The sequence below is a fragment of the uncultured Pseudomonas sp. genome, assembly GCF_943846705.1.
Classification (GTDB): domain Bacteria; phylum Pseudomonadota; class Gammaproteobacteria; order Pseudomonadales; family Pseudomonadaceae; genus Aquipseudomonas.
Genome location: NZ_OX044366.1, coordinates 1,497,103 through 1,518,642, shown reverse-complemented (window position 1 = coordinate 1,518,642; position 21,540 = coordinate 1,497,103). Strand labels below are relative to the sequence as shown.

Below are 21,540 nucleotides of genomic sequence, written 5' to 3'. Positions count from 1 at the left end.
CATGAGCCTGCAAGAGATCAAGCCACGTTATAAACCTTACTCGGGTGCAGCCGCTGGCTGGGGCGCACTGCGTAGCGTCACGCACTTCTGGCTGGACAGTAAACAACCGTTCAAAAACCTCCGCGCCCTGCTCAAGACCAACCAGCACGGCGGCTTCGATTGCCCCGGCTGCGCCTGGGGCGATTCGCCGGAAGATGGCCACATCAAGTTCTGTGAGAACGGTGCCAAGGCGGTTAACTGGGAGGCCACCAAGCGTCGTGTCGATGCGGCCTTCTTCGCCCGTTACAGCGTCAGCCAGTTGCGCGAACAGAGCGATTACTGGCTCGAATACCAAGGCCGCCTGACCGAGCCGATGCGCTATGACGCGGCCAGCGATCACTACGTGCCGGTCAGCTGGGACGTCGCCTTCACGTTGATTGCCCAACACCTCAACAGCTTGGAGAGCCCAGATCAGGCCGAGTTCTACACCTCGGGCCGCGCCAGCAACGAAGCGGCGTACCTCTATCAGCTGTTTGTGCGCGCCTTCGGCAGCAACAACTTTCCCGACTGCTCGAACATGTGCCACGAAGCCAGCGGCGTGGCTCTCGGCCAGAGCGTGGGCGTGGGCAAAGGCAGTGTGACCTTTGCCGACTTTGAACACAGCGATGCGATCTTCGTGCTCGGGCAGAACCCTGGCACCAATCACCCGCGCATGCTCGAGCCGCTGCGCGAAGCGGTGCAGCGTGGTGCCCAGGTGGTGTGTTTCAACCCACTGAAAGAGCGCGGCCTGGAGCGCTTCCAGCATCCGCAACACGCCCTGGAAATGCTCACCAATGGCTCAGAGCCATTGAATACCGCCTTCTTCCGCCCAGCGCTGGGCGGCGACCTGGCCGCCTTGCGCGGCATGGCCAAGTTCCTCCTGCAATGGCACCGCGAGGCACTGGCCAAGGGCGAGCCGGCGGTGTTCGACCTGGCCTTTATTGCCGAACACACCGACGGGGTGGACGACTACCTGGCGTTGCTCGACGCCAGCAGCTGGGACTCGCTGGTGGAGCAATCCGGCCTCAGCCGGGATGACCTGCAACACGCGGCCCTGCTCTACCGCCGCGCCGAGCGGGTGATCATCTGCTGGGCCATGGGCATCACCCAGCACCACAACTCGGTGGCGACCATTCAGGAAATCGTCAACCTGCAACTGCTGCGCGGCAACCTCGGCCGGCCTGGTGCCGGACTGTGCCCGGTACGCGGCCACAGCAACGTGCAGGGCGACCGCACCATGGGCATCAATGAGCGGCCCTCCACAGCCTTTCTCGATGCGCTGGAGCAACGCTTCCAGTTCCAGGTCCCACGTCAGCAAGGCCACAACACCGTCGAGGCGATCAACGCCATGCTCAACGGCCAGGCCAAGGTATTTATCGGCCTGGGCGGCAACTTTGCCCAAGCCACCCCGGACAGCCCACGCAGCCATGTCGCCCTGAGCCGCTGCGCCCTGACCGTGCAGATCAGCACCAAGCTCAACCGCAGCCACCTGACCACAGGCACGGACGCGCTGATCCTGCCATGCCTCGGCCGCACGGATATCGACCACCAGGCGGGCGGCCCGCAGGCAGTCACCGTGGAAGACTCGTTCAGCATGATCCACGCCTCCTACGGTCAGCTTGAGCCACTGTCCAAGCAGATGCGCTCGGAGCCGGCGATCGTCGCCGGCATCGCCAAGGCCACCCTGGGTGACCGCCCCGTGGACTGGGATGCACTGATTGCCGACTACAGCCGCATTCGTCTGCTGATTGCCGAGACCATTCCCGGCTTCAGCGACTTCAACCAGCGTTTGCAGCACCCCGGCGGCTTCTATCTGGGCAATGCGGCGGCTGAGCGGCGCTGGCTCACGGCCAACCGTAAAGCCAACTTCAAGGCCAACCCGCTGCCCGTCGATCTACTACCACCGCAGGTGCGCAACAGCGGGCAAACACCGGACCTGATCCTGCAAACTCTGCGCTCCCACGACCAGTACAACACCACCATCTATGGCCTGGACGACCGTTATCGTGGGGTCAAAGGTCAGCGTCAGGTGTTGTTTGCCAATGAAGCCGACATCCTGCGCCTGGGCTTTCAGCCGGGGCAGAAGGTCGATATCCAGTCCATCTGGGATGACGGCATTGAGCGCAAGGTCGCCGGCTTTACTCTGCTGGCCTTCGATATTCCCGCTGGCCAGGCGGCTGCCTACTACCCGGAAGCCAATCCACTGGTGCCACTCGAGAGCTACGGCGAGGGCAGTTTCACCCCAACCTCGAAGTACGTGGCCATCCGCCTACAGGCCAGCCAAGTCGCGTCGCGTATCCTGTAAACAGGCGAATCTGTGCTGCTATTCACAGACGCGACCAGCGGCAGGGAATTTTTCGCCAATACGACATCTAAGACTGCACCTCGCTTTATCAATAAAGCACCGAGGTGCGGATGCCTGGCCCGAAGACAACGGCCGTGATACAGCGCACCGCCTGACCATTTATCGAAGAAGGTTGCCGTATGCGTACATTATGTTCTGCGCTGTTATTCAGTGCCTTGGTCTCCCCTCTCGCCTTCGCTGGCGACACAGGCAAAGTGGCCATTGGTGGTGGTATTGGTGGAGCCTTGGGCAACGTGATTGGCCAACAGGTCGGCGGTAGCACCGGCGCTGCCATTGGTGCAGGCTTGGGCGGCGCAGCCGGCGGGGTGATTACTGCACGTGATGGCAGGAAGACCGAAGCCGCGCTGGGTGGTGGCCTCGGTGCTGCGGGTGGCTCGGTATTAGGTAACAAGGTAGGCGGCAGCACGGGCTCAACTATCGGTGCCGGCCTGGGTGGCGCAGCCGGTGGTGCACTGGCCAACGAATACGCGGGTGGCGGTAAGCGTGACCGCGACCATTACCATGGCCACTACCATGGCAAGAAGCACAAGAAGCACAAAAAACACTGGAAGTACGACGACTAAGTAACGGGTTCCGATAACCAAAAGCCGCCTAAGGGCGGCTTTTTACTGGGCGCGCTCTAACACATTTGTGGGCGAAGCTTTGCCCGCGACAGTCGCGTCAAAGGCTCGCGACTAACAGCGCGGCCTACACGCCTTGAGCATTCGGCCTGTCTATATGCAGAACTGCCAGCGCCTCTCGCAACTGCGCCGGGATACTGACCGGGCGGTTACTGCTGCGGTCGACAAACACATGCACAAAGCGCCCGGCCGCACAGGCCTCATCTTCGCCGGCCTTGAACACCGCCAACTCATATTGCACCGAGCTATTGCCCAGCTTGCCGACACGCAAGCCGATCTCGATGCGCTCGGGGAAGGCAATTGAGGCGAAATAGTCGCAACTAGAGCTGACCACAAAGCCAACCACGCCGCCGGCGTGGATATCCAGACCGCCGACCTCGATCAGGTAAGTATTCACCGTACTGTCGAAGAAGCTGTAGTAGGTCACGTTGTTGACATGGCCGTAGACGTCGTTGTCGTGCCAACGCATGGTGATCGGCTGAAAATGGCAATAGTCGCTGCGCAGGTGTTGGGGCTGGCTCATCGAAGCTCCTTGAAGTAGACGGCAATCTGTAGCGGCACGGCTAAAGCCTGTTAATAAGCCACTTGGTAGATGGCCAGCGCGTGGGCCTCGGTCATTTCCCGAGGGTTGTTCACCAGCAGGCGTTGCTGCTGCATGGCATCACTCGCTAGGGTTGGCAGCATATCCTGCGGCACACCCACTTCACGCAAGCGCGTCGGCAGGCCGCTGCGCTCGCTGAAGTCGGCCAGGGCCCCGATAAACTGCTCGGTCTGCTGCAGCACCCCACCGGCGCGTAGCTGCTTACCCACGACCAGCGGTGCCAGTTCGGCATACAAGGGTGCGGCCACGCTGGCGTTAAAACCCAGCACGTGTGGCAGCACCAGCGCGTTGCTCAGCCCATGGGGGATATGCAAGTGCCCGCCCAGTGGATAGGCCAGCGCATGCACCGCCGCCACCGGCGCGTTGGCAAACGCCTGTCCGGCCAGGCAAGAGCCAAGCAACATGGCCTGGCGCGCTTCGCGGTTGGCGCCGTTGTGCACCACTTCATCGAAATTGGCAGCCAACAGACGCAGGGCCTCGCGGGCCAGCAGGTCGGAGAGCGGGTTCTTCTTGATCTTGCTGGTATAGGCCTCAATGGCGTGCACCATGGCGTCGATGCCAGTGGCTGCCGTCACCGCTGGCGGTAGCCCGAGGGTCAACTCCGCATCCAGTACGGCCAGGTCGGGCAGCAGCAACGGCGAGACCACGCCCATCTTGCTGGTTGCGCCGGTGGTGATGATCGAGATCTGCGTGACTTCCGAGCCGGTGCCGGCGGTGGTCGGCAGCAGAATCAGCGGCAAGCGCTGACCACGGGCATTGCCTACGCCGTAGATCTGCGCCAGCGTCTGGGTGCAGTCCGAGTGCGCGAGCAGCGCCACCAGTTTGGCCACATCCATCGAGCTGCCGCCACCAAAGCCGATAATCAGCTGCGCCTTGAGCGCTTTAGCCTGTGCCACCGCCGCCAGCAGAACCGCCTCCGGCGGGTCAGCAAGCACCTGGTCGAACACCTCGACACTGACACCGGCCGGCGCAAAGCCCGGCAGTACGTCATCAAGCAGGCCAAGCGCGCTGATACCTGGATCGGTCACGACCAACACCCGCTGCGCGCCGCGCTCCCGGCACAACTCGGGCAGACGCCGGGACGCGCCGATTTCACAGAGAATCTGCGCCGTGGTGGCAAAGCTAAAGGGCAGCATAAGGCTTCCTCTTATTGTAATAAGTCACACGTCTAGCGCCCATCCTACGCGCCTAAGCAGGCAAAACTCGTTTCAGCGATGTCATCATTGCTGGCGGCCATGCTTGATCAGTGGCGCACCAGTGCCTGGCACAGGCACAAAAAAGGCCGCTACCGATCAACCATGATCAGCAGCGGCCCATGTAAATGCTGGGCAGGCGTCAGAGCGCGACATCACCAATCAACATGCCGTGCATGACCCTACAACTCTTGCGCCCGGACTGCAGGGTCAACGGGTTACGCGCGGCGATCACCCAGCCCTTGGCCAGTAGCTGGTCGATATAGGCCCGCAGCTCTGGCAGATAGCGTTGTTCCTGCTGAAGCGATTCCACTCTGCTCATCCTCTAGAAAATTCCCCTGTGATAGCAGCCAGATAGCTCTGGTTCTTCATCCGTGAACGCGATCACAAAGTATACCGGCCCGATGCCCGCCTCTAAAGTGGCAAGTGGCCATATATCTGTAAGCATCACGCTCTACACGTTATGCCGCCCGGCTTACGTTACTTTTTAGCCTAGACCGCTGTCGAGCCTACCGCCGATTCACCGACCTGCGGTGAGCTGAACTCCAGGTAATCGTCCTCAACCTTGCCATAACGTAGCAACGCCAAGTCCAGCAGGTAGTTCTGGTAGAGCTTCCAGGGCGCGCGATCGCCCTGGCTAGGAATCTTGTCCGCCGCACGCTGAATATAGCCGGAGGCCAGGTCGAGGAATGGTGCGTCCTTGACCTGTCGCGCCGGATCGCGCGGGGTGCATTGGCGCATACCGCTGGCGTCCATGTGGTTGATCAGGCGGCAGAAGTACTCGCTGGAGAGGTCCGCTTTAAGCGTCCAGCTGGCATTGGTGTAACCCAACACCATTGCAGCATTGGGTAAGTCGCGCAGCATGATGCCGCGATAACCCATGCTCTTGGCTGCGTCGAATGGCACGCCATCCACCGCCACCTGCATGCCGCCAAACAGCTGCAACTGCAAACCGGTGGCGCTGATAATGACATCTGCGGGGAGTTCCTCGCCGGTTTTCAGGCGAATGCCCTTAGCGGTAAAGCCATCGATATGCTCGGTCACCACCGACGCCTTGCCTGCTCGCAGCACCGTGAACAGATCACCATTGGGCACTACGCACACGCGCTCATCCCAAGGTTTGTAGCGCGGGCTGAAATGGCGCATGTCGAAATCGGCGCCGAGCTGGCGCTTGGCCAGCCCCAGCAACAGCTTACGCACTAGGCGCGGGCAGGCTTTGGCGAGTGAGTAAAACAGCATCTGCATCGCCACATTGCGCGTGCGGGCCAAGCGATAAACCCAGGTTTCCGGCAGGAAGCGCCGCAACAATGCGGAAAGCGGATCGCCCTCGGGCAGGCTGAGCACGTAACTTGGCGAACGCTGCAGCATGGTCACGTGGGCCGCTTTATCGGTCAGCGCCGGCACCAAGGTCACCGCAGTGGCACCGCTGCCGATCACCACCACACGCTTGCCGCTGTAGTCGAAGTTGTCCGGCCACAACTGCGGATGGATAAACTCGCCCTGAAACTGCTCGCGCCCTTTGAAGTCCGGGGTGTAGCCCGCTTCGTAACAGTAATAGCCGGTGCACATCAGCAGGTGCTGACAACTCAGTAGGATCGGTTCAGCCTGATCACCCCGCTGCACCTGTACGGTCCAGGTAGCGCGCTCACTGCACCAGTCGGCCTTGAGCACCTTATGTTGAAAGCGGATTTTTTCCTGGATGCCGTTTTCCCGTGCGGCTTCTTCGATATAACGACGGATCGACGAGCCGTCGGCAATCGCCAGCGGGTCGCTCCAAGGTTTGAAGTTGTAGCCGAGGGTGAACATGTCCGAATCGGAACGAATACCCGGATAACGGAACAGGTCCCAGGTGCCGCCTAGGGCGGCGCGGCCTTCAAGAATGGCGAAGCGCTTACCGGGACAATGCTTCATCAAGTGATAGGCCGCACCCACGCCGGACAGGCCCGCGCCAATGACCAAAACATCCAGGTGCTCAACAGACATGCGGGCTCCTCAGGCTTGTTTTTATCGACGACTGGCCGCTAGCTGTCAGCCCGTCGTACTCGCCAGACTCACCGCAAACAATCGTTTTGTCATCCCATCTTTAGTGACGTGAATAGCCACAGGCTAAGCTCCGTGATGGTAAAGATGACCGAAGCGCGAGCAGCCTGACACCGGATCAGAAGCGATTACGCAGCACCACCTCGTTGAACGGCAGCTTGCCGATGCGCGGCTTCGGCTCCAGGGTTTTCTTGCCGACCGCGACCATCAGGGCAATCACATGGTTGTCCGGCAGGTTGATCAGCTTGGCCACCGCATCGAAGTCAAAGCCATCCATCGGGCAGGAGTCCAAGCCCTTGCCGCGCGCGGCCAACATCAAGGTTTGCGCCAACAGGCCACAGCTGCGCATGGTTTCGTCGCGCTGCACCTGCGGCTTGTCGCGGTAATAGGTGTCGATGGCGCCGCTCATGTAGTTCTGCACCTCCTCTGGCGCACCTTCCCAGACGCGGCCGACATGCTCCTGCCAGCTGTCGACCTGGGCACAGACCACCACCAGCATCGACGCATCCGTCACCTGCGCCTGACCCCAAGCCACTTCGCGCAGTTGCTGACGCAGCGCCGGATCGCTGACCTCGACCAGACGCACATGCTGCAAGTTGAACGCCGACGGCGCGTGCAGCGCCAACTGCAGCAGCTCATTCTTGTCCACCTCACTGAGGGTGAATGCCGGGTCATACGCTTTAACGGCGCGGCGGCTGCGTATGGCTTCATCAATATGCATGGGAGTACCTTCAAGGCGATTAAGAAAGACGAGCATGCTAGGCACTGCACCGGGGCAATGCCAAACGCCTTTACCGATAACAATTATCGACACAGGCGATCAGCGCTCCGGGCTCGCCTGCTGCCTGCTAAAATCGCCGCCTTATCTGCCTGATCGCCGCCCATGACCCCAACTGCGCTCGCCACCCTGCAACACCAGCTGATTGCCGCCCTGAATGCTGCGCCCGAGGAAACCCGCCGACTGTTTCACGGCCGTGGTCGTTGCTGGCCGGGGCTGGAGCAGATCACCGTGGACTGGCTACAAGGCGTGCTGCTGGTGGCGCTGTTCAAACCACTGAGCGATACCGAACTGCAGGCGCTGCAAGCCTTGCTGCTAGATCTCAGCCAAACCACGACCTGGCAACAGAGTGGCGCACACAGCCTGCTGTTGCAGCAACGCTACCTGCCTGAAAGCCCGACGCAATGGCTGCTCGGCGAGCCTGTGGAGCACTGGGACATTTGCGAGCACGGCCTGCATTACCGCCTCGACCTGGGCCGCAAGCAGAACAGCGGGCTATTCCTCGACATGCGCCACGGCCGTCAATGGGTGCAAGCCCAGGCCAAGGGTAAGCGCGTACTCAACCTGTTCGCCTACACCTGCGGTTTCTCGGTGGCGGCGCTGGCCGGCGGCGCGACGCAGGTGGTCAACCTGGACATGGCCAAAGCCGCGCTCAGCCGGGGCCGCGATAACCACCGGCTGAATCAACATGACCTCAGCCAGGTGGTGTTCCTCGGCCATGACCTGTTCAAGTCCTGGGGCAAGGTAGCCAAGTACGGGCCTTATGACCTGATCATCATCGACCCGCCGTCCTTCCAGCGCGGCAGCTTTGTATTGAGCAAGGATTACCCAAAAGTCCTACGCCGCCTGCCCAACCTACTCAGCGCCAACGGCGTGGTGCTGGCCTGCAGCAACGAACCGGAGATTGGCCCGGACTACCTGATTGAGAGCATGGCCAGTGAAGCGCCCGGCCTGCACTTCAGCGAGCGCCTGAGTAACCCGCCTGAATTCCCCGATAGCCAGCCGGACAGCGCCTTGAAAGCGCTGGTATTCCGCCAAACCTGAGCCTGCGCACGCTTGCAGGGGCGCGATCGGGTGGGCGTAACGCCAACGACACGGTTAAGCTGTGGTTATGAGTACAGCGCCCTTTATCACCCCGCTTGAGTCCAACAACAGCGATGCGCCTTACGGCTTACGCATCGGTGGTGACTGGACGCTGGCGCATTACGCCCGCCTCGAAGCCGAGGTGCTGCAACAGCGCGATACGCTGGGCAGCACGGCCAGCGTCGACCTGCAGGAACTCGGTGCCCTCGATACTGCGGGTGCGGCCCTGCTGGTGGAGCTGCTCGGCAGCCAGCGCTTGGCCGAACTGGCTCACAATGCACCAGGCCTGGCCAGCGAACGCCGCGCGCTGTTGCAGGCCGTCGGCAACGCCATCGTCGACGCGGGGGATGTCGTGCCGGGCAGACGCATAGCGGCTTGGCGCGAATTCTTCGGGCAGATCGGCCAGGCCCTGGAAGAGCTCTGGCTGCAAAGTGTGGCGCTGCTCGGTTTTATCGGCATGACCCTCGCCGCCATGGCCGCGATCACCCTGCGGCCCAATCGCTGGCGCATCACCTCGCTGGTCGCCCACCTGCAGCAGAGCGGCCTGAATGCCGTACCCATCGTCGCCCTGCTGACCTTTCTGGTCGGCGCCGTGGTGGCCTTTCTCGGCGCCACGGTGCTCGCGGACTTTGGCGCGAGCATCTACACCGTCGACCTCGTGGCGTTCTCCTTCCTGCGTGAATTTGGCGTGCTGCTCACCGCCATTCTCATGGCTGGGCGCACCGCCAGCGCCTTTACCGCGCAAATCGGCTCGATGAAAGCCAATGAAGAAATCGACGCCATTCGCACCCTGGGCCTCAACCCGCTGGAGCTGCTGGTACTGCCACGGGTGTTTGCCCTATTGATCGCCCTGCCGATCCTGACCTTTATCGCCATGCTCAGCGGCATCCTCGGCGGTGCGGTGGTGTGCGCCCTGAGTCTGGATATTTCCCCGGCCATGTACCTGGCCATGCTGCAGGAAAATATCGCCCTCAAGCACTTCCTCGTCGGTATGGCCAAAGCACCGCTGTTTGCCTTCCTGATTGCTGTAATCGGTTGCCTGGAAGGTTTTAAAGTCACCGGCAGTGCGCAATCGGTCGGTGAGCGCACCACCTCCAGCGTGGTCCAATCGATTTTTGTGGTGATTGTGCTCGACGCCCTCGCCGCACTGTTCTTGATGGAGATGGGCTGGTGACAGACGAAGCCATCATCGAAGTGCGCCAGCTGGTTAATCGCTTCGGCAGTCAGACCGTGCATCAGGATCTGGACCTGGATCTCTATCGCGGTGAAGTACTGGGGGTGGTCGGCGGCTCAGGCACTGGCAAGTCGGTGCTGCTGCGCAGCATTCTTGGCCTGCGCCACGCCAACTCCGGCAGTGTGCGGGTGTTCGGTGAAGAACTGCTGAGCCTGCCATCCGAACGGCGCTCACAGCTGGAACGGCGTTTCGGCGTGCTCTATCAACGCGGCGCGCTGTTTTCCTCGCTGACCGTGACCGAGAACATCGCCCTGCCGCTGATCGAACATGCCGGCCTCACCCGCGCAGCGGCCGAGCGCCTGGCTCAGGTCAAGCTGGCGCTGGTTGGGTTGCCGCGTGAAGCTGGCGACAAATACCCGACCGAGCTCTCCGGCGGCATGATCAAGCGCGCCGCCCTGGCCCGCGCCTTGGCGCTGGAGCCGGAGATTCTGTTTCTCGACGAACCCACCGCCGGCCTCGACCCGATTGGCGCGGCGGCCTTCGACCAACTGATTCTGACCCTGCGCGATGCCCTCGGCCTCAGTGTGTTCCTGGTCACCCATGACCTCGACACGCTCTACACCATCTGCGACCGGGTGGCGGTGCTGGCGGAAAAGCGCGTGCTGGTGGCCGACCACCTGGACGTGGTGGCCGCCACCAACAACCCTTGGATTCACGAGTATTTTCACGGCCCGCGCGGACGCGCAGCCGAACAGGCGGCCAACGGCGCGCCAGGGAGCGACTAAATGGAACCGCGTGCTCACCACGTGTTGATTGGCCTATTCACCGTATTAATGGTCGCGGCCGGACTGGCCTTTGCCCTGTGGCTAAGCAACGCCAGCTCGGATCAGGAACTGCGCGACTATGACGTGATTTTCAACGAGGCCGTCAGCGGCCTGTCTAAGGGCAGCGTGGTGCAATACAGCGGCATCAAGGTAGGCGACGTGATCAGCCTGCGCCTCGACCCGCAAGACCCACGCAAGGTGCGGGCGCATATCCGGGTCGACGCCAATACGCCGATCAAACAAGACACCCAGGCACGCCTGTCGATTACCGGGATTACCGGTGCGGCATTGATCCAGCTGCACGGCGGCTCCCCGGCAAGTCCGATACTCGAAAGCCAGGGCAACCAACGGGTGGAAATCATCGCCGACCCCTCGCCACTGTCGCGCCTGATGGCCAACGGTGAGGACCTGGTGGTCAGTGTCACGCGCCTGCTCGACCGCGCCAATCAGCTGTTCTCCGGTGACAATATCGGGCGCATTTCACGCACCTTGGCAAATATCGAACAAACCAGTGCCAGCGTCGCCGATCAGCGCGATGAGCTGCGCCAGGCCCTGCAACAGATGAGCACAGCCAGCCAGGAAGCCGCCGAGCTGATGCGCAACGCCAACCAGCTGCTCAGCGGCCAGGGCCGTGAGGCGCTGGACAGTGCCAGCCGCCTGATGACCTCGCTGGAGCGCAGCAGCAACACCATCGAACAGCTGCTGACAGACAACCGCAGCGCGCTCGACGGCGGCATGCAAGGCGTCGCCGAGCTCGGCCCGACCATTATCGAGCTGCGCGAAACCCTCGGCAGCCTACGCTCCTTCGCCCGCCGCCTGGAGGAAGACCCAGCCGGCTACCTGCTGCGCAGCGACACCATCAAGGAGTTTCAACCATGAGCCGCTTCCGCCTGTTCGCCACTCTGCTGCTGCTTGGCAGCCTGGCCGCCTGTTCGGTCTTGCCGAAAAGTCAGGTGCTAAGCACCTACCGTCTGCCGGCCAGCAACCTGCCAAGCCACGCCGCCAGCGCCAACTGGACCTTAAGGGTGAACACACCTTTCAGCAGCCAACTGCTCGACAGCACACGGATTGCTGTGGTGCCGCCGGGCGGTCAGATCAGCGCCTACCAAGGCGTGCGCTGGAGTGACCCCGCGCCAATGCTGCTGAGGGATCGGCTGATCGACGCCTTTCTCGATGACGGTCGCCTTAAGGCAGTCAGCAGCGATGAAAGCCGCCTGCAAGCCGACCTTGAACTAGACGGCGACCTGCGCAGCTTCCACAGCGAATACCAGAACGGCCAGCCGGTCACGCGTATCCGGTTCGAAGCGCGGCTGGTGCAAAGTGGCTCGCGGCGCATCCTTGCCAGCCACCGCTTCAACGTCAGCCAAGCGGCCAACGACACCTCGGTACCCGCCGTGGTCAGCGCCTTCGGCCAGGCCGGCGACCAATTGGCCCGCGAGGTATTGGAATGGACCTTGAGCCAAGGTAAGGCGGCGCGGCAACCATAAGCTACGCTCTGCGCTGCTAGCCAGCGGCGCACCGCCCGGCTTAATCAACCCCCTGCTGAACAACCAATTGCGGTAATGGCGCTGAAGTCACAGTGTCACTTAACGGCAGGTGCAGGGTAAAACACGCACCGCCTTGGCTCGCATTGCGCGCTGTCAGGCTACCGCCCTGCCACTGTGCAAGTGTCTGGGCAATCGATAATCCCAAGCCGATACCGGAAATGCTCTGCACCTGCTCACTGCGGTAGAAACGCTCGAACACCCGCGCCAAGTCATGCTCGGCGAGGCCTTGACCGTAGTCGCGCACACTGCAATAGAGCACTCCCTCACGCACCACCACGGTGATTTCAATCGGCTGCGTGTCAGGGCTGTATTTGTCGGCGTTAGACAATAAATTGCAGAGTATTTCCATGCACCACATGCGGTCGCAGGTGACCCACAGCGGCGCGCCGTCATCAGGCATCCAGCGCAGCATCACTAAACGCTGAGCGGCCACGTCAGCGAAGCGCTCCAGTGCTTCCGCCACCACCTCACGCCAGTCGCACCGGCACAATTGCAGGGACGCCTGCTCGTTGCAGGTAATCTGCTCTTCATCCAGACGCAGCCCTTCCAGCACCCGCCCGATCAGCTGATTCAGTTGTTTAACTGACTTGCGAACGCGCTGTATACGTTCGCTAACGCTCTGCACCATCTCGCCATCGTCGCGTTGCCGCAGCAGGCGTTGCGCACTGGAGTCGATCACCGCCAGCGGTGTGCGCAACTGGTGCGACATCAATGAAACGAAATCGCGATAACGCAGCTTGGTCAAACGTTCTTGCTGCAATGCATCCAACAGTTCACGAGCTTGCTCATGCTGACGGACGATTTCGGCATGGGCGCGGTTGGCGCGCCGCAAGCTGCCCATCAACTGCCAACACAGCAGCGACCCGGCCAATAACACCCCAAGCACCGCTAGCATCACTTGGAACATCAGCCGCCGGTGGGCGTCGCGGCGCTTGCCGGCGAGCTCACGGTCGGCGAGCATCACCTGATTGCTGATGCGCTGTAAGCGCTGTTGTATCCCGTCGTAACTCAGCCGCGACTGACCGAGCATGTCGATACACACCAGCAACTCGGGTAAGACCCCCACCCTCTGCATATAACGGCGCTGCGCACCGCTGGTGAGCAGAGTCAACTGGGCCATGAGCAAGTTATTGTGCAGGATTTGCGCGCTATCGCTGACTGCAGTTGGCGGCGTCGTTAACGCCGCCTGATGCAGGCGGGCGCTCTGATAAGCCGCCTGACTCAGCGCCCACACCATATTTTCGCCTACATCAGTGCGAAGTTCGTCCTGCAGGGCGGCGAGTTTGTACAGTGTATAGCCCAGCAACAAGATGAAGCAGAGCACCGCCGCCAAGGCCACCACTTGCACGCGCCGAGCATGACTGGCCGCTTGGCTCACGACGCGACTGCTGCGGCCATAGCTAAGTCCGGCAGCGCCGTACCGGCACTGAGCACCAAGGCGACCAGATCAGCCTGACGAGCGACCCCGGTCTTCGAAAACAGATTACGCAGGTGGAAAGCCACCGTACTGGCCGAAACATCCAGTTCCTGCGCCACTTCGTCGCTACGCAGGCCTTGCGCAAGAAGCAGTGCCACCCTTGCTTCAGTGGGCGTCAGGGAAAAAATCAACCGCAGTGTTTCCAACTCCGGCAGCGATCGGCTTTGTACGCAAGACACGAAAATCGCCAACAGATTGCCGGCCGACTCGGTCAGCATCTGAGAGCCCGGCGCCAGGCTTAATAGGCTGACAAACACGGCGCCGCCACTGCTGTAGCGCTCCAACGCCAACACGCGGCGCGCACCCACGGCCACGAGTAGCTCGCTGGCATACTGCCGGAAGGTTTGTAACGACGAGGGTTTGACCTCACACCAACTCAACCGACCGCGGCTGTCCTGTGTCCAGACCCCCTCTTCTTGGGCCATGCGCCGCGCTTTCGGGTTGGCATACAACAATTGGCCATCCGGGTCACACAACAGCACCGCGCCCGGCAACTGAGCAAATATGCTCTGCAGGTGTTCAAGAAAACGACCCTGATTGCTGCTCGCATGCCCGCGCAACCGTTCGATTTGCGCCAAACGCCCACTAACGGTAGCCAGCAGCATGTCGTAGTCGACCGGCTTTACTAGATAATCGTCCACGCCCACCCGCCTAGCTTCAAGCAAGGCGCTGCGCTGTCCCAGTGCCGAGAGGAAAATAAACGGCAAGTCCGCCAGGTCTGGGCGACGCTCGCGGATGTGCTGGTGGATAAAGTAGCCATCACGGGTACTGTCGTCACCGAGCATGACATCACACAGCACAAGGTCCGGGCGCTGCTGCTCCAGCTGCAACAAGGCCGAATCCACAGAGTTGGCCGCAATCACCCGGTAACCTGCGGCGCTCAATTCCTCAACCAGATCGGCCAGCAACGTGGCTTCATCTTCAATGCACAAAATACAGGCAGACATACGGACGTCCTGTCTCAGCTCAAGGACCAACAGTGATGCTGCGCAGCATCCAGGCCCAGCTATGATCGAAGCGCGAATCCTGTAACTCGACATGCTGATCGCGGGGATAAACGACCCAGAGTGGACCGTAGTCGAGCAACGTCAGTGGCGTACCATCCATACGATGAGCGAGGATCGCATCCCACTGGTAGTAATCCTCAATACCTACCGCCACCTCATAGTCATTCCATGACCGCAGCGTAGCGGTTGCCGGAGCCACCGGCACAACGGCCAGCAGCGCCAACACATCACGCACCAGCGGACCTTCGAAAACCTTGACCCCACTCGTCCAAGCCGTAGTGGTAGCAACCCGCTGCTGGGGCAGCGCCAACAGTTGCTCTTGAGTCAGCTCGAGGGTTTGCTCGCCCGCGTGGAGGGCCAACAACGGGCCAGGGATTGCGCTCTTGTCAGACGCTGCCAACAAAGGTGTTGAGGCCAATAAACACAAGATGAAGACCACGCAACATCGGCCCAAAAACAGCTCTCGCGTGAGTAACAACATGCCTAAACGCGCACCTGTATCTGCGCGCAGCTTACTCGGCCCAAGCATATTTCCTCCTTGAATTAAGACAGTAGGCCTCGCATTGGCCCAACTAATGCCGGCTTATCTTTAACCAGACAAAATATTTTATCCAACTAAAATATCTTGTCCCCGAGGCTCCGCCGTAAGCAGCGGCGGCTTTTCGAAAGATATTTGGGCTGAAAAAGAAGGGCTGATGCTAAGGCCTGAGACCGGTGAAGACCAACTCAGCCACCCGACGAACCTGTAACGCGTGAGCGGCTTCATCAGGTTCGTCCTGATGAACAAAGCGGGCGAACAGCAAGATGGCGTAGTCATTTAGAAAATCAGCGACAGTCTCAGGGTCGAAACCGGCGCTGAGCATGCCGCGCCCTTGGAGCTCGCGCAGCAAGCCGGCGATTTCGCTGACGAGGCGCTTGTCCGTTTCAACCATACCTGCGGAGGACGAGCCGTTGACGCTCAAGCTCATCAAGTCTCTCCAGATAGGAATGGGCAACGCTTCTAACTCATATCGCATAACCGCAGCCTGAAGGTTACACAGGGCATCGACGGCATTGTCGAAAGTTGCCATCCGGGATCGAATATCATGGATCGCGCTGCGATCTGCTCTATCCACCAGAGCGAAGATAATTTCCTGCTTATTGCCGAAGTAGTTGAACACCGTTGGCGGTGAAACCCCGGCAGCTGCAGCAATCTGCTCTACCGTGGTTGCACTGTAGCCATGGCTATCGAAGAGACTCATGGCGGCGACAAGGATCGCTTCCTTGCGCTGTTCTTTTTGCTTCTCGCGCAAACCTCTCATGTGCTCTCCGTTCTACGGCAGGATTCAAGCTTAAAATTTTATATGAAATCCTGAAATCTGAAATATTTCACCTCAATATAAAAATGTCGTGGCCTATAGATTTTGCATGGCAGTGAAAGCTGGCTCAACCGCTTGCGCCTGCCCATCAACCCCTATCTCGGCTTTTCAGACTGAGATGGGGGCTGCTATGCCAGCACCTCGCACGGCTTGCCTTCCAAGCTTGTTGAGTATGCGACCAATTAAACCCGTACAGCCCCCCGCCTAACCATGCCGTCGCAATCGAGCGGAGAGCTCTGAACTGCTGGTGATGATAGTGGCCCCGCTCACTGCAAAGAGGTTTGCCGTCCCTATCTAAACGAAGGGGGCGCTGCGTGTTCGGCCTGCGTTACTGTCAAAAAACGACGAGTGACTGGAACTTTCCGCAAGCCAGAAGGTACCGCATGACTCTCGGTCGTTGGTTCAAACCTGGGCGCAGCGCGTGCAGGGTTTGGCTGTATTCACTCGTTTTGTAATCAGCAAACGACTCCGCAGAGTCCAAGAGGAAATCACCATGTCGATCAAATCCCGCGCTCGCCAATTGGGCCAAGGCATGACCGAGTACATCATCATCGTCGCTCTGATCGCGATCTCCGCCATCGTGGTTTACAACCTGTTTGGTAGCACCGTGCGCGAGCAAGTCGGTGACATGGCGGCCGAATTGGGTGGTGGTGAAGCCACACAGGCAGCCGCAGGCACCGGCGCCGAGGCTCAGGGAGCTGCGGGCGCCAAGCACAACCTGGGTAGTTTCAAGCAAGACGAACGTAAGTAACGCGCGGGTATCGGCAGCATGAACAGGAAGCTCCAGCAAGGCCAGGCTATGGTCTTTGGCCTGCTGTTTATCGGCATTACCCTGATTGCCCTGATTGTGATGTTCAATCAGGGCATCCTCACCCGTGACCGGGTGCAGGTGGAAAATGCCGCCGACGCTGCTGCTTATTCGCAGGCCAAGCTGTTTGCTAGGCACCAGAATTTAATCGCCTACACCAACCGCGCCATCATCGCCAACGAGTTGTCGATCGGCCAGGTGGTGGCGCTGATGTCCTGGTCCAAGCGTTACGCGAACATCCCCCGCTGGGTTAACAGCTTCCCGGCGTACCAAATTCCCGTCGCACTGATCCCGCCAAAGCCGATGATCAGCGACATCCTGGCCGCAGTGACGCTGCCTTATCAGATCATGGGGCAGGTCGTGCGGACCGTATCGACCCCCGTGGTGTCGATCTACCCCACGGTGGCCTCCAGCTTCAACATGATCATGGGCTTTTTCCAGAAAGCCTTTGCTATCGCTACCTTCGAGGCGCAGATATCCGTGCCTCAAGAAGTGGTCACACAACATCAGGCGACACACCGCAACGACGATGAGCTGGAGGTGGCAACCCTCTCGCAACTGTTCCTAATCCAGAATTTCATCCTGACCTATCTGGCCGATTATTTACCGGTCGACGCCATGCTGGATGCGGCAACTGGGGCCGGGGCCGCACCGAATAACTCGCCGGGGCCCGGCCCGGCTCCCGGCGCGGATGGTATGGAAGAATCCGACCCGACACCGGGCAGCGTATTGAGTGATTTCCTCGGCGGCGATCTGCCCTCCTCGATGCTCGTCAATAACGCACCAGAAATGCACAACAAGAAAGCCAACAACCCAACCAGCATTGATGCCCGCAATGCCGCTCGACAATTTGCCGCGCTGCTCAACAACCAGCGCAACGACTGGCTAGACGCGCGTAACTTCAACGCCACCGTGGGCTTTGGCGTACCGGAAATCCCGATTTACCTGGGTTTCATCAATATCAAACTGGGTTTCAAGTTCGAAGTCGGCGTGTTTAACAACGGCGGCACAGCCTACGTCTACAACCCGCTGAGCGTTGCTAATGCCAGCAAGGGCATCCCAACCTATGGCTGGGCCTCAATCGACTACAGCTCCATGGGTTTCAAGCTCGACGTTAAACTGGCTGTAGAACTGTGCATGCCCCTGGTCGGCTGTGTAAGTATTTTCGATGGAAATCTGGGCTTTGGCCTTGGCCTGCCGCTGGGCGCCGGCTCTCATCAGTTGGTGACCAACCCTGGGGATCAACGCATGTTCCCCGGCCAATGGGGCAACCCGGCGCAGGGTATGCTAATTAAGAAACACCGCCCCTATGGCGACACCATGCATCCGCTGCACGCCACGACTTGGGGCTGGGGCCATGTCATACCGTCACACGGTATCAGCCCCGAGGATTACAACACTGGCTACAGCGGCTCGCCGTCCTTCTTCACCCTCGGCGCGGATCACGCCGAAAGTGGGCGCAGCAAGGAATTTACTGTGGCGGTGGCCAAGCCGCTGAGCAGTGTCCGGACCAGCGACAACCCCAACAGCCTGAACATCCGCCAAGGCAAATTCACCCTCGACACCCATGGTGTGGACGACAATCCGCTGGTGGCCCTATGGGGCGATGGTGAGCGGATGATGACCGTCTCCTCGGCGGAAACCTACTTCGCCCCGCCCTCCGGCCGCGATGAGTCGCCCAACCAGTACAGCCCCTTCTGGGATGCACGCCTACGCGAGCCGAGCACGTTCGTGCAGTTCATTGCCGCAGGCAAAATCGACCTCCAGGAAATTCTCGGCATGAACAGCCTGAACCCTTCCTATGTGGTGGGCTTCTTGATGGACCTGGCGCTGGACTACGTAATCAAACCTGGCCGCGACCGCTTGCTCGACAAACTGCCGCCGCTGATTCAGCCAGTGACCAAGCCAGCCATCGAGAAGGTCACCGACACGGTGCTCGACAAAGTCACCGACGGCATAAAAGGGGCTCTGGAATGAACGAGCGCGCCTTAACCTCACGCTGCCAGCAGGGCCAGGCCATGGCTGAGTTCGTGGTGATGACCGCCGGTTGCCTGTTGCTGCTATTCGTCTTGGTACCGGTGGTGGCCAAGCTCGCTGACATGTCCTACAAGGCCCAGGAGGCGGCCCGCTATACGGCTTGGGAACGCACCGTTTGGTACAAGAGCGCCGACACAAACGATAAGACACTGCCGACTCAGTGGGGCGAAGGTAAGACTGATGCTGGCCACCTGGCCAGCCGCAGCGACGATGACGTGCTCAATAGCGCCGAACGCCGCATCCTCAGTTTCACCCAGTCGCCGGCCGCGTTCAGCGCACAGGATATTGACCCCCAAACCACCGAAAATGCTAACCACTACTGGCGCTGGCCCCATGGTAACGGCGGCTTGGCGATGAACAATCCTGGCGCCATGGCGGCCAACTCGACCCTGGCTGACAGCAAGACCCCCTCATTCGCCTATGACGTCATCGATGTCTACAACTCGGCCATGGGCGGCATCGCCAAGGTGGTCAGTATTTTCCAACTAGGCAAAGGCGACGATGATTTCCTACAAGTTGCCCACCCAACTCACAACTTCTATACCGCGGCGGTCAACATCCCGGTGCCCATGACTGGCAGCCAACTGGGCAGCCAACCGCTACTGGGCGAGCGCTTTAATAACGGCTTGAACGTCACTGCCCGCTCGGCGGTGCTGGCCGACGGTTGGGTGGCGCAAACAGCCGACGGCGAAGATAGCCATTTAGACCAGAAGGCCAACGACTTCGTGCTCGGTAACCTGATTGCCGATAACCCGATAGTTGAAACGGTGCAAAAACTGATCGGCATCTTCGAGCCGTCGATCAAAGATCTCGATTTGGGCTATGTCAACACGGACCCAATCCCCGATGCCGGCGTGAAGTGCAACGTCACCACTGGATTCTGTTACCTCGATGAATAACTTCATGTGCGCCTCACTGGCGCTGCTGGCATCGTCCGCCAGCCTGGCCTACGCCGATTGTGACTACGACGACTTCCCGCGGATGGACGGCATGCTGGTCAGCAGCCTGGGCACAAGTGTGCAGTGGAATCACGTGCCATTGCAGGGGCGGGCATTCCGGGTCCCGGCCAGCGTGGCCAGCGTGAGAGATTTTTACGCCGAGCAATGGGCGGATGCCGTCGACTTCACCGAGTTCAACGACTGGCAGCAGGTCCTCCACCTCAACGAAGACTGCATCATGATGCTGCAGGTCAGGGCACAGAACGACCGCTACAGCTACGGCCGCATGACCATCACCAACCCAGCACAAGCAGGTGCCGGAAGCGAGCAGCTGGGTAGCGGCATGCCAGTGCCACCGGAGGCGCAGGTGGTCAGCGACATGCGCAGCGACGACACGATTCGCCAAGGCCGCCTGGTACTGCTGCTCAACGACGACAACATCCACGCCACCCGCGCCTGGTACGAGGCCGAGCTGCTCAACCAGGGCTGGAACCTCGACCACCGCAGCCTGCAGGACAACGCCACCGTGCTCACCTACAGCAAGGGCCGCGAGCTGATGACCGTGGGCTTGCTACGCCACGCCAGCAAGACCCAAGTGCTGGTCAACCGGATGGACCGCTGATGAGAAAGCAATCAGGCCAATCCATGACCGAGTACCTCGTCGTGCTCGGTGTCACCGGTGCCGGGCTGCTGGCAGCCACCTCGGATGTCAGCGCGCTATTCGCCAACGTGCAGCAGAGCTACCAAACGCAATCGAGCGAAATGAACAAGGTGCAGATCTACAACAACCCCAAGCTGCAGATCATCGAGACCGAACGCGAGGAAGGCGATGGCGACGACGGCGAAGACGTACCCAACACCCCGCCGAACAATCCAGAAGCTGACTTTCCACCGGTACTGGAAAGCGTCTATGACCAGTCAGGTAACTTCATTGGTTATGTCAAAGACGGCGTGCTGGTCGATAACAACGGCAAGGATTTGGCCACTTGCGTGCGCGACTTCAGCGGCCAGTGCACCTTCGTCGGTGCCGATGGCAAGCCCATTTATGACGGCGCGGTTACCGATGCGCAATGGGTCGATGACGACGGTAAGCCGTTGCCGCTGCTGGCCCTGAGTAGAGGCGGCGCCGTGGTGGGTTTCGCCTACTTGTACAAGGACAAGTATCACGACGCCAGCACCCGCAAGCGCCTCAGCCCGCAACCGAGCAACTTGAGCGCCGTGCAGACTCGCCGCGTCAGCAGTTACGACGCCGACGGCAAGCCCTTCTCTTCCGGCTATGAAGCCAACGGCCTGATCTACAGCGAAAGTACCGTTCTGTCGGGCAATACCCAGGATTTCAGCACCGAGAAAAAAATCGAGGGCGAGCTAGTCACCGTCGAGTTCGTCGACCCGTCACTACCTACAAATGATCCAAAAAAGTACAAACCCTGCGTGGTGGCCAAGCATAACTGGAGCACCAGCACTTCTGCCGGCAGCAACGTGCCGGGGCTTTGGGGCGACCCATTGTTCAGCAACCCCAGCAGTTATATCGACACCACCTCAGCCGGGTGCAACGGCCGCCATACGGTGAGGCTTGAAACAGACGGCAGCTGGACACTGGTCAAGTAAGCCAACCGAATGCCGCACACCGGCAGACCACTATTAAAAACTCATAACCGCGCGACTAGCGCCT

General features: G+C 60.4%; 21 protein-coding genes. 12 read left to right on the top strand and 9 right to left on the bottom strand.

All coding sequences use genetic code 11. The features are described 5' to 3' along the window. Nucleotide 1: 1 nt before the first annotated feature. Both Q0V31_RS07205 and Q0V31_RS07200 read left to right on the top strand, forming a co-directional pair. Nucleotides 2–2,323, top strand: coding sequence for an FdhF/YdeP family oxidoreductase (locus tag Q0V31_RS07205; RefSeq protein ID WP_298186203.1), 2,322 nt, complete (start codon nucleotides 2–4; stop codon nucleotides 2,321–2,323). A 179-nt stretch (nucleotides 2,324–2,502) separates the two neighbouring features. After that, nucleotides 2,503–2,946 carry a glycine zipper domain-containing protein gene (locus Q0V31_RS07200; protein WP_298186201.1) on the top strand — a complete coding sequence of 148 codons (444 nt, stop codon included), beginning with the start codon at nucleotides 2,503–2,505 and terminating at the stop codon, nucleotides 2,944–2,946. Between the two features lie 124 nt (nucleotides 2,947–3,070). Here Q0V31_RS07200 and Q0V31_RS07195 read toward each other — a convergent pair whose 3' ends face one another. From Q0V31_RS07195 to Q0V31_RS07175, 5 genes are all read right to left on the bottom strand, one after another. Next, nucleotides 3,071–3,526: a thioesterase family protein gene (locus tag Q0V31_RS07195; protein WP_298186198.1), complete on the bottom strand. Its 456-nt coding sequence runs from the start codon at nucleotides 3,524–3,526 to the stop codon at nucleotides 3,071–3,073. A gap of 50 nt (nucleotides 3,527–3,576) precedes the next feature. Beyond that, a complete protein-coding gene (locus Q0V31_RS07190; RefSeq protein WP_298186196.1) occupies nucleotides 3,577–4,740 on the bottom strand; it encodes an iron-containing alcohol dehydrogenase in 1,164 nt (387 codons plus the stop codon). 199 nt (nucleotides 4,741–4,939) lie between these two features. Next, entirely contained in the window at nucleotides 4,940–5,110 is a 171-nt protein-coding gene (locus Q0V31_RS07185; RefSeq protein WP_298186194.1) for a hypothetical protein, read from the bottom strand. A gap of 179 nt (nucleotides 5,111–5,289) precedes the next feature. Further along, nucleotides 5,290–6,780: an NAD(P)/FAD-dependent oxidoreductase gene (locus Q0V31_RS07180; protein ID WP_298186192.1), complete on the bottom strand. Its 1,491-nt coding sequence runs from the start codon at nucleotides 6,778–6,780 to the stop codon at nucleotides 5,290–5,292. Nucleotides 6,781–6,955: 175 nt separating this feature from the next. Then, on the bottom strand, nucleotides 6,956–7,558 hold the full coding sequence (locus Q0V31_RS07175) for a nitroreductase family protein (RefSeq protein ID WP_298186189.1): 603 nt from the start codon (nucleotides 7,556–7,558) through the stop codon (nucleotides 6,956–6,958). 162 nt (nucleotides 7,559–7,720) lie between these two features. Here Q0V31_RS07175 and Q0V31_RS07170 point away from each other — a divergent pair, with 162 nt between their 5' ends. The 5 genes from Q0V31_RS07170 (at nucleotide 7,721) to Q0V31_RS07150 (ending at nucleotide 12,183) form a co-directional block, all read left to right on the top strand. Further along, entirely contained in the window at nucleotides 7,721–8,659 is a 939-nt protein-coding gene (locus tag Q0V31_RS07170) for a class I SAM-dependent methyltransferase (RefSeq protein ID WP_298186186.1), read from the top strand. A gap of 67 nt (nucleotides 8,660–8,726) precedes the next feature. Continuing rightward, nucleotides 8,727–9,872, top strand: a complete 1,146-nt coding sequence (locus tag Q0V31_RS07165) for an ABC transporter permease (protein WP_298186184.1) — start codon at nucleotides 8,727–8,729, stop codon at nucleotides 9,870–9,872. Then, nucleotides 9,869–10,657: an ATP-binding cassette domain-containing protein gene (locus tag Q0V31_RS07160; RefSeq protein ID WP_298186182.1), complete on the top strand. Its 789-nt coding sequence runs from the start codon at nucleotides 9,869–9,871 to the stop codon at nucleotides 10,655–10,657. The genes Q0V31_RS07165 and Q0V31_RS07160 overlap by 4 nt, the downstream gene beginning before the upstream one ends. Further along, a complete protein-coding gene (locus tag Q0V31_RS07155) occupies nucleotides 10,658–11,575 on the top strand; it encodes an MlaD family protein (protein ID WP_298186180.1) in 918 nt (305 codons plus the stop codon). Then, the gene (locus tag Q0V31_RS07150; RefSeq protein ID WP_298186178.1) at nucleotides 11,572–12,183 is read left to right on the top strand and encodes an ABC-type transport auxiliary lipoprotein family protein; all 612 of its coding nucleotides are present in this window, start codon (nucleotides 11,572–11,574) and stop codon (nucleotides 12,181–12,183) included. Before Q0V31_RS07155 ends, Q0V31_RS07150 begins: the two co-directional genes overlap by 4 nt. Nucleotides 12,184–12,223: 40 nt before the next feature. Here the strand turns inward: Q0V31_RS07150 and Q0V31_RS07145 are convergent, their stop codons facing one another. The 4 genes from Q0V31_RS07145 to Q0V31_RS07130 form a co-directional block, all read right to left on the bottom strand. Continuing rightward, nucleotides 12,224–13,621: a HAMP domain-containing sensor histidine kinase gene (locus tag Q0V31_RS07145; RefSeq protein ID WP_298186175.1), complete on the bottom strand. Its 1,398-nt coding sequence runs from the start codon at nucleotides 13,619–13,621 to the stop codon at nucleotides 12,224–12,226. Next, on the bottom strand, nucleotides 13,618–14,667 hold the full coding sequence (locus Q0V31_RS07140) for a response regulator (RefSeq protein WP_298186173.1): 1,050 nt from the start codon (nucleotides 14,665–14,667) through the stop codon (nucleotides 13,618–13,620). Before Q0V31_RS07140 ends, Q0V31_RS07145 begins: the two co-directional genes overlap by 4 nt. 19 nt (nucleotides 14,668–14,686) lie before the next feature. Continuing rightward, a complete protein-coding gene (locus Q0V31_RS07135; RefSeq protein WP_298186171.1) occupies nucleotides 14,687–15,088 on the bottom strand; it encodes a hypothetical protein in 402 nt (133 codons plus the stop codon). 337 nt (nucleotides 15,089–15,425) lie between these two features. Further along, a complete protein-coding gene (locus tag Q0V31_RS07130; protein WP_298186168.1) occupies nucleotides 15,426–16,028 on the bottom strand; it encodes a TetR/AcrR family transcriptional regulator in 603 nt (200 codons plus the stop codon). 550 nt (nucleotides 16,029–16,578) lie between these two features. On the opposite strand from Q0V31_RS07130, the gene Q0V31_RS07125 reads away from it, so the two are divergent. Genes Q0V31_RS07125 through Q0V31_RS07105 form a run of 5 tightly spaced genes read left to right on the top strand, consistent with a single transcriptional unit; the run spans nucleotide 16,579 to nucleotide 21,476 of the window. Continuing rightward, nucleotides 16,579–16,836, top strand: a complete 258-nt coding sequence (locus Q0V31_RS07125) for a hypothetical protein (RefSeq protein ID WP_298186166.1) — start codon at nucleotides 16,579–16,581, stop codon at nucleotides 16,834–16,836. Nucleotides 16,837–16,854: 18 nt separating this feature from the next. Beyond that, entirely contained in the window at nucleotides 16,855–18,870 is a 2,016-nt protein-coding gene (locus Q0V31_RS07120) for a hypothetical protein (protein WP_298186163.1), read from the top strand. Then, entirely contained in the window at nucleotides 18,867–19,829 is a 963-nt protein-coding gene (locus Q0V31_RS07115) for a hypothetical protein (protein ID WP_298186161.1), read from the top strand. Before Q0V31_RS07120 ends, Q0V31_RS07115 begins: the two co-directional genes overlap by 4 nt. After that, nucleotides 19,822–20,490: a hypothetical protein gene (locus Q0V31_RS07110; protein ID WP_298186158.1), complete on the top strand. Its 669-nt coding sequence runs from the start codon at nucleotides 19,822–19,824 to the stop codon at nucleotides 20,488–20,490. The genes Q0V31_RS07115 and Q0V31_RS07110 overlap by 8 nt, the downstream gene beginning before the upstream one ends. Next, entirely contained in the window at nucleotides 20,490–21,476 is a 987-nt protein-coding gene (locus tag Q0V31_RS07105) for a hypothetical protein (protein WP_298186155.1), read from the top strand. The genes Q0V31_RS07110 and Q0V31_RS07105 overlap by 1 nt, the downstream gene beginning before the upstream one ends. Nucleotides 21,477–21,540: the final 64 nt, after the last annotated feature.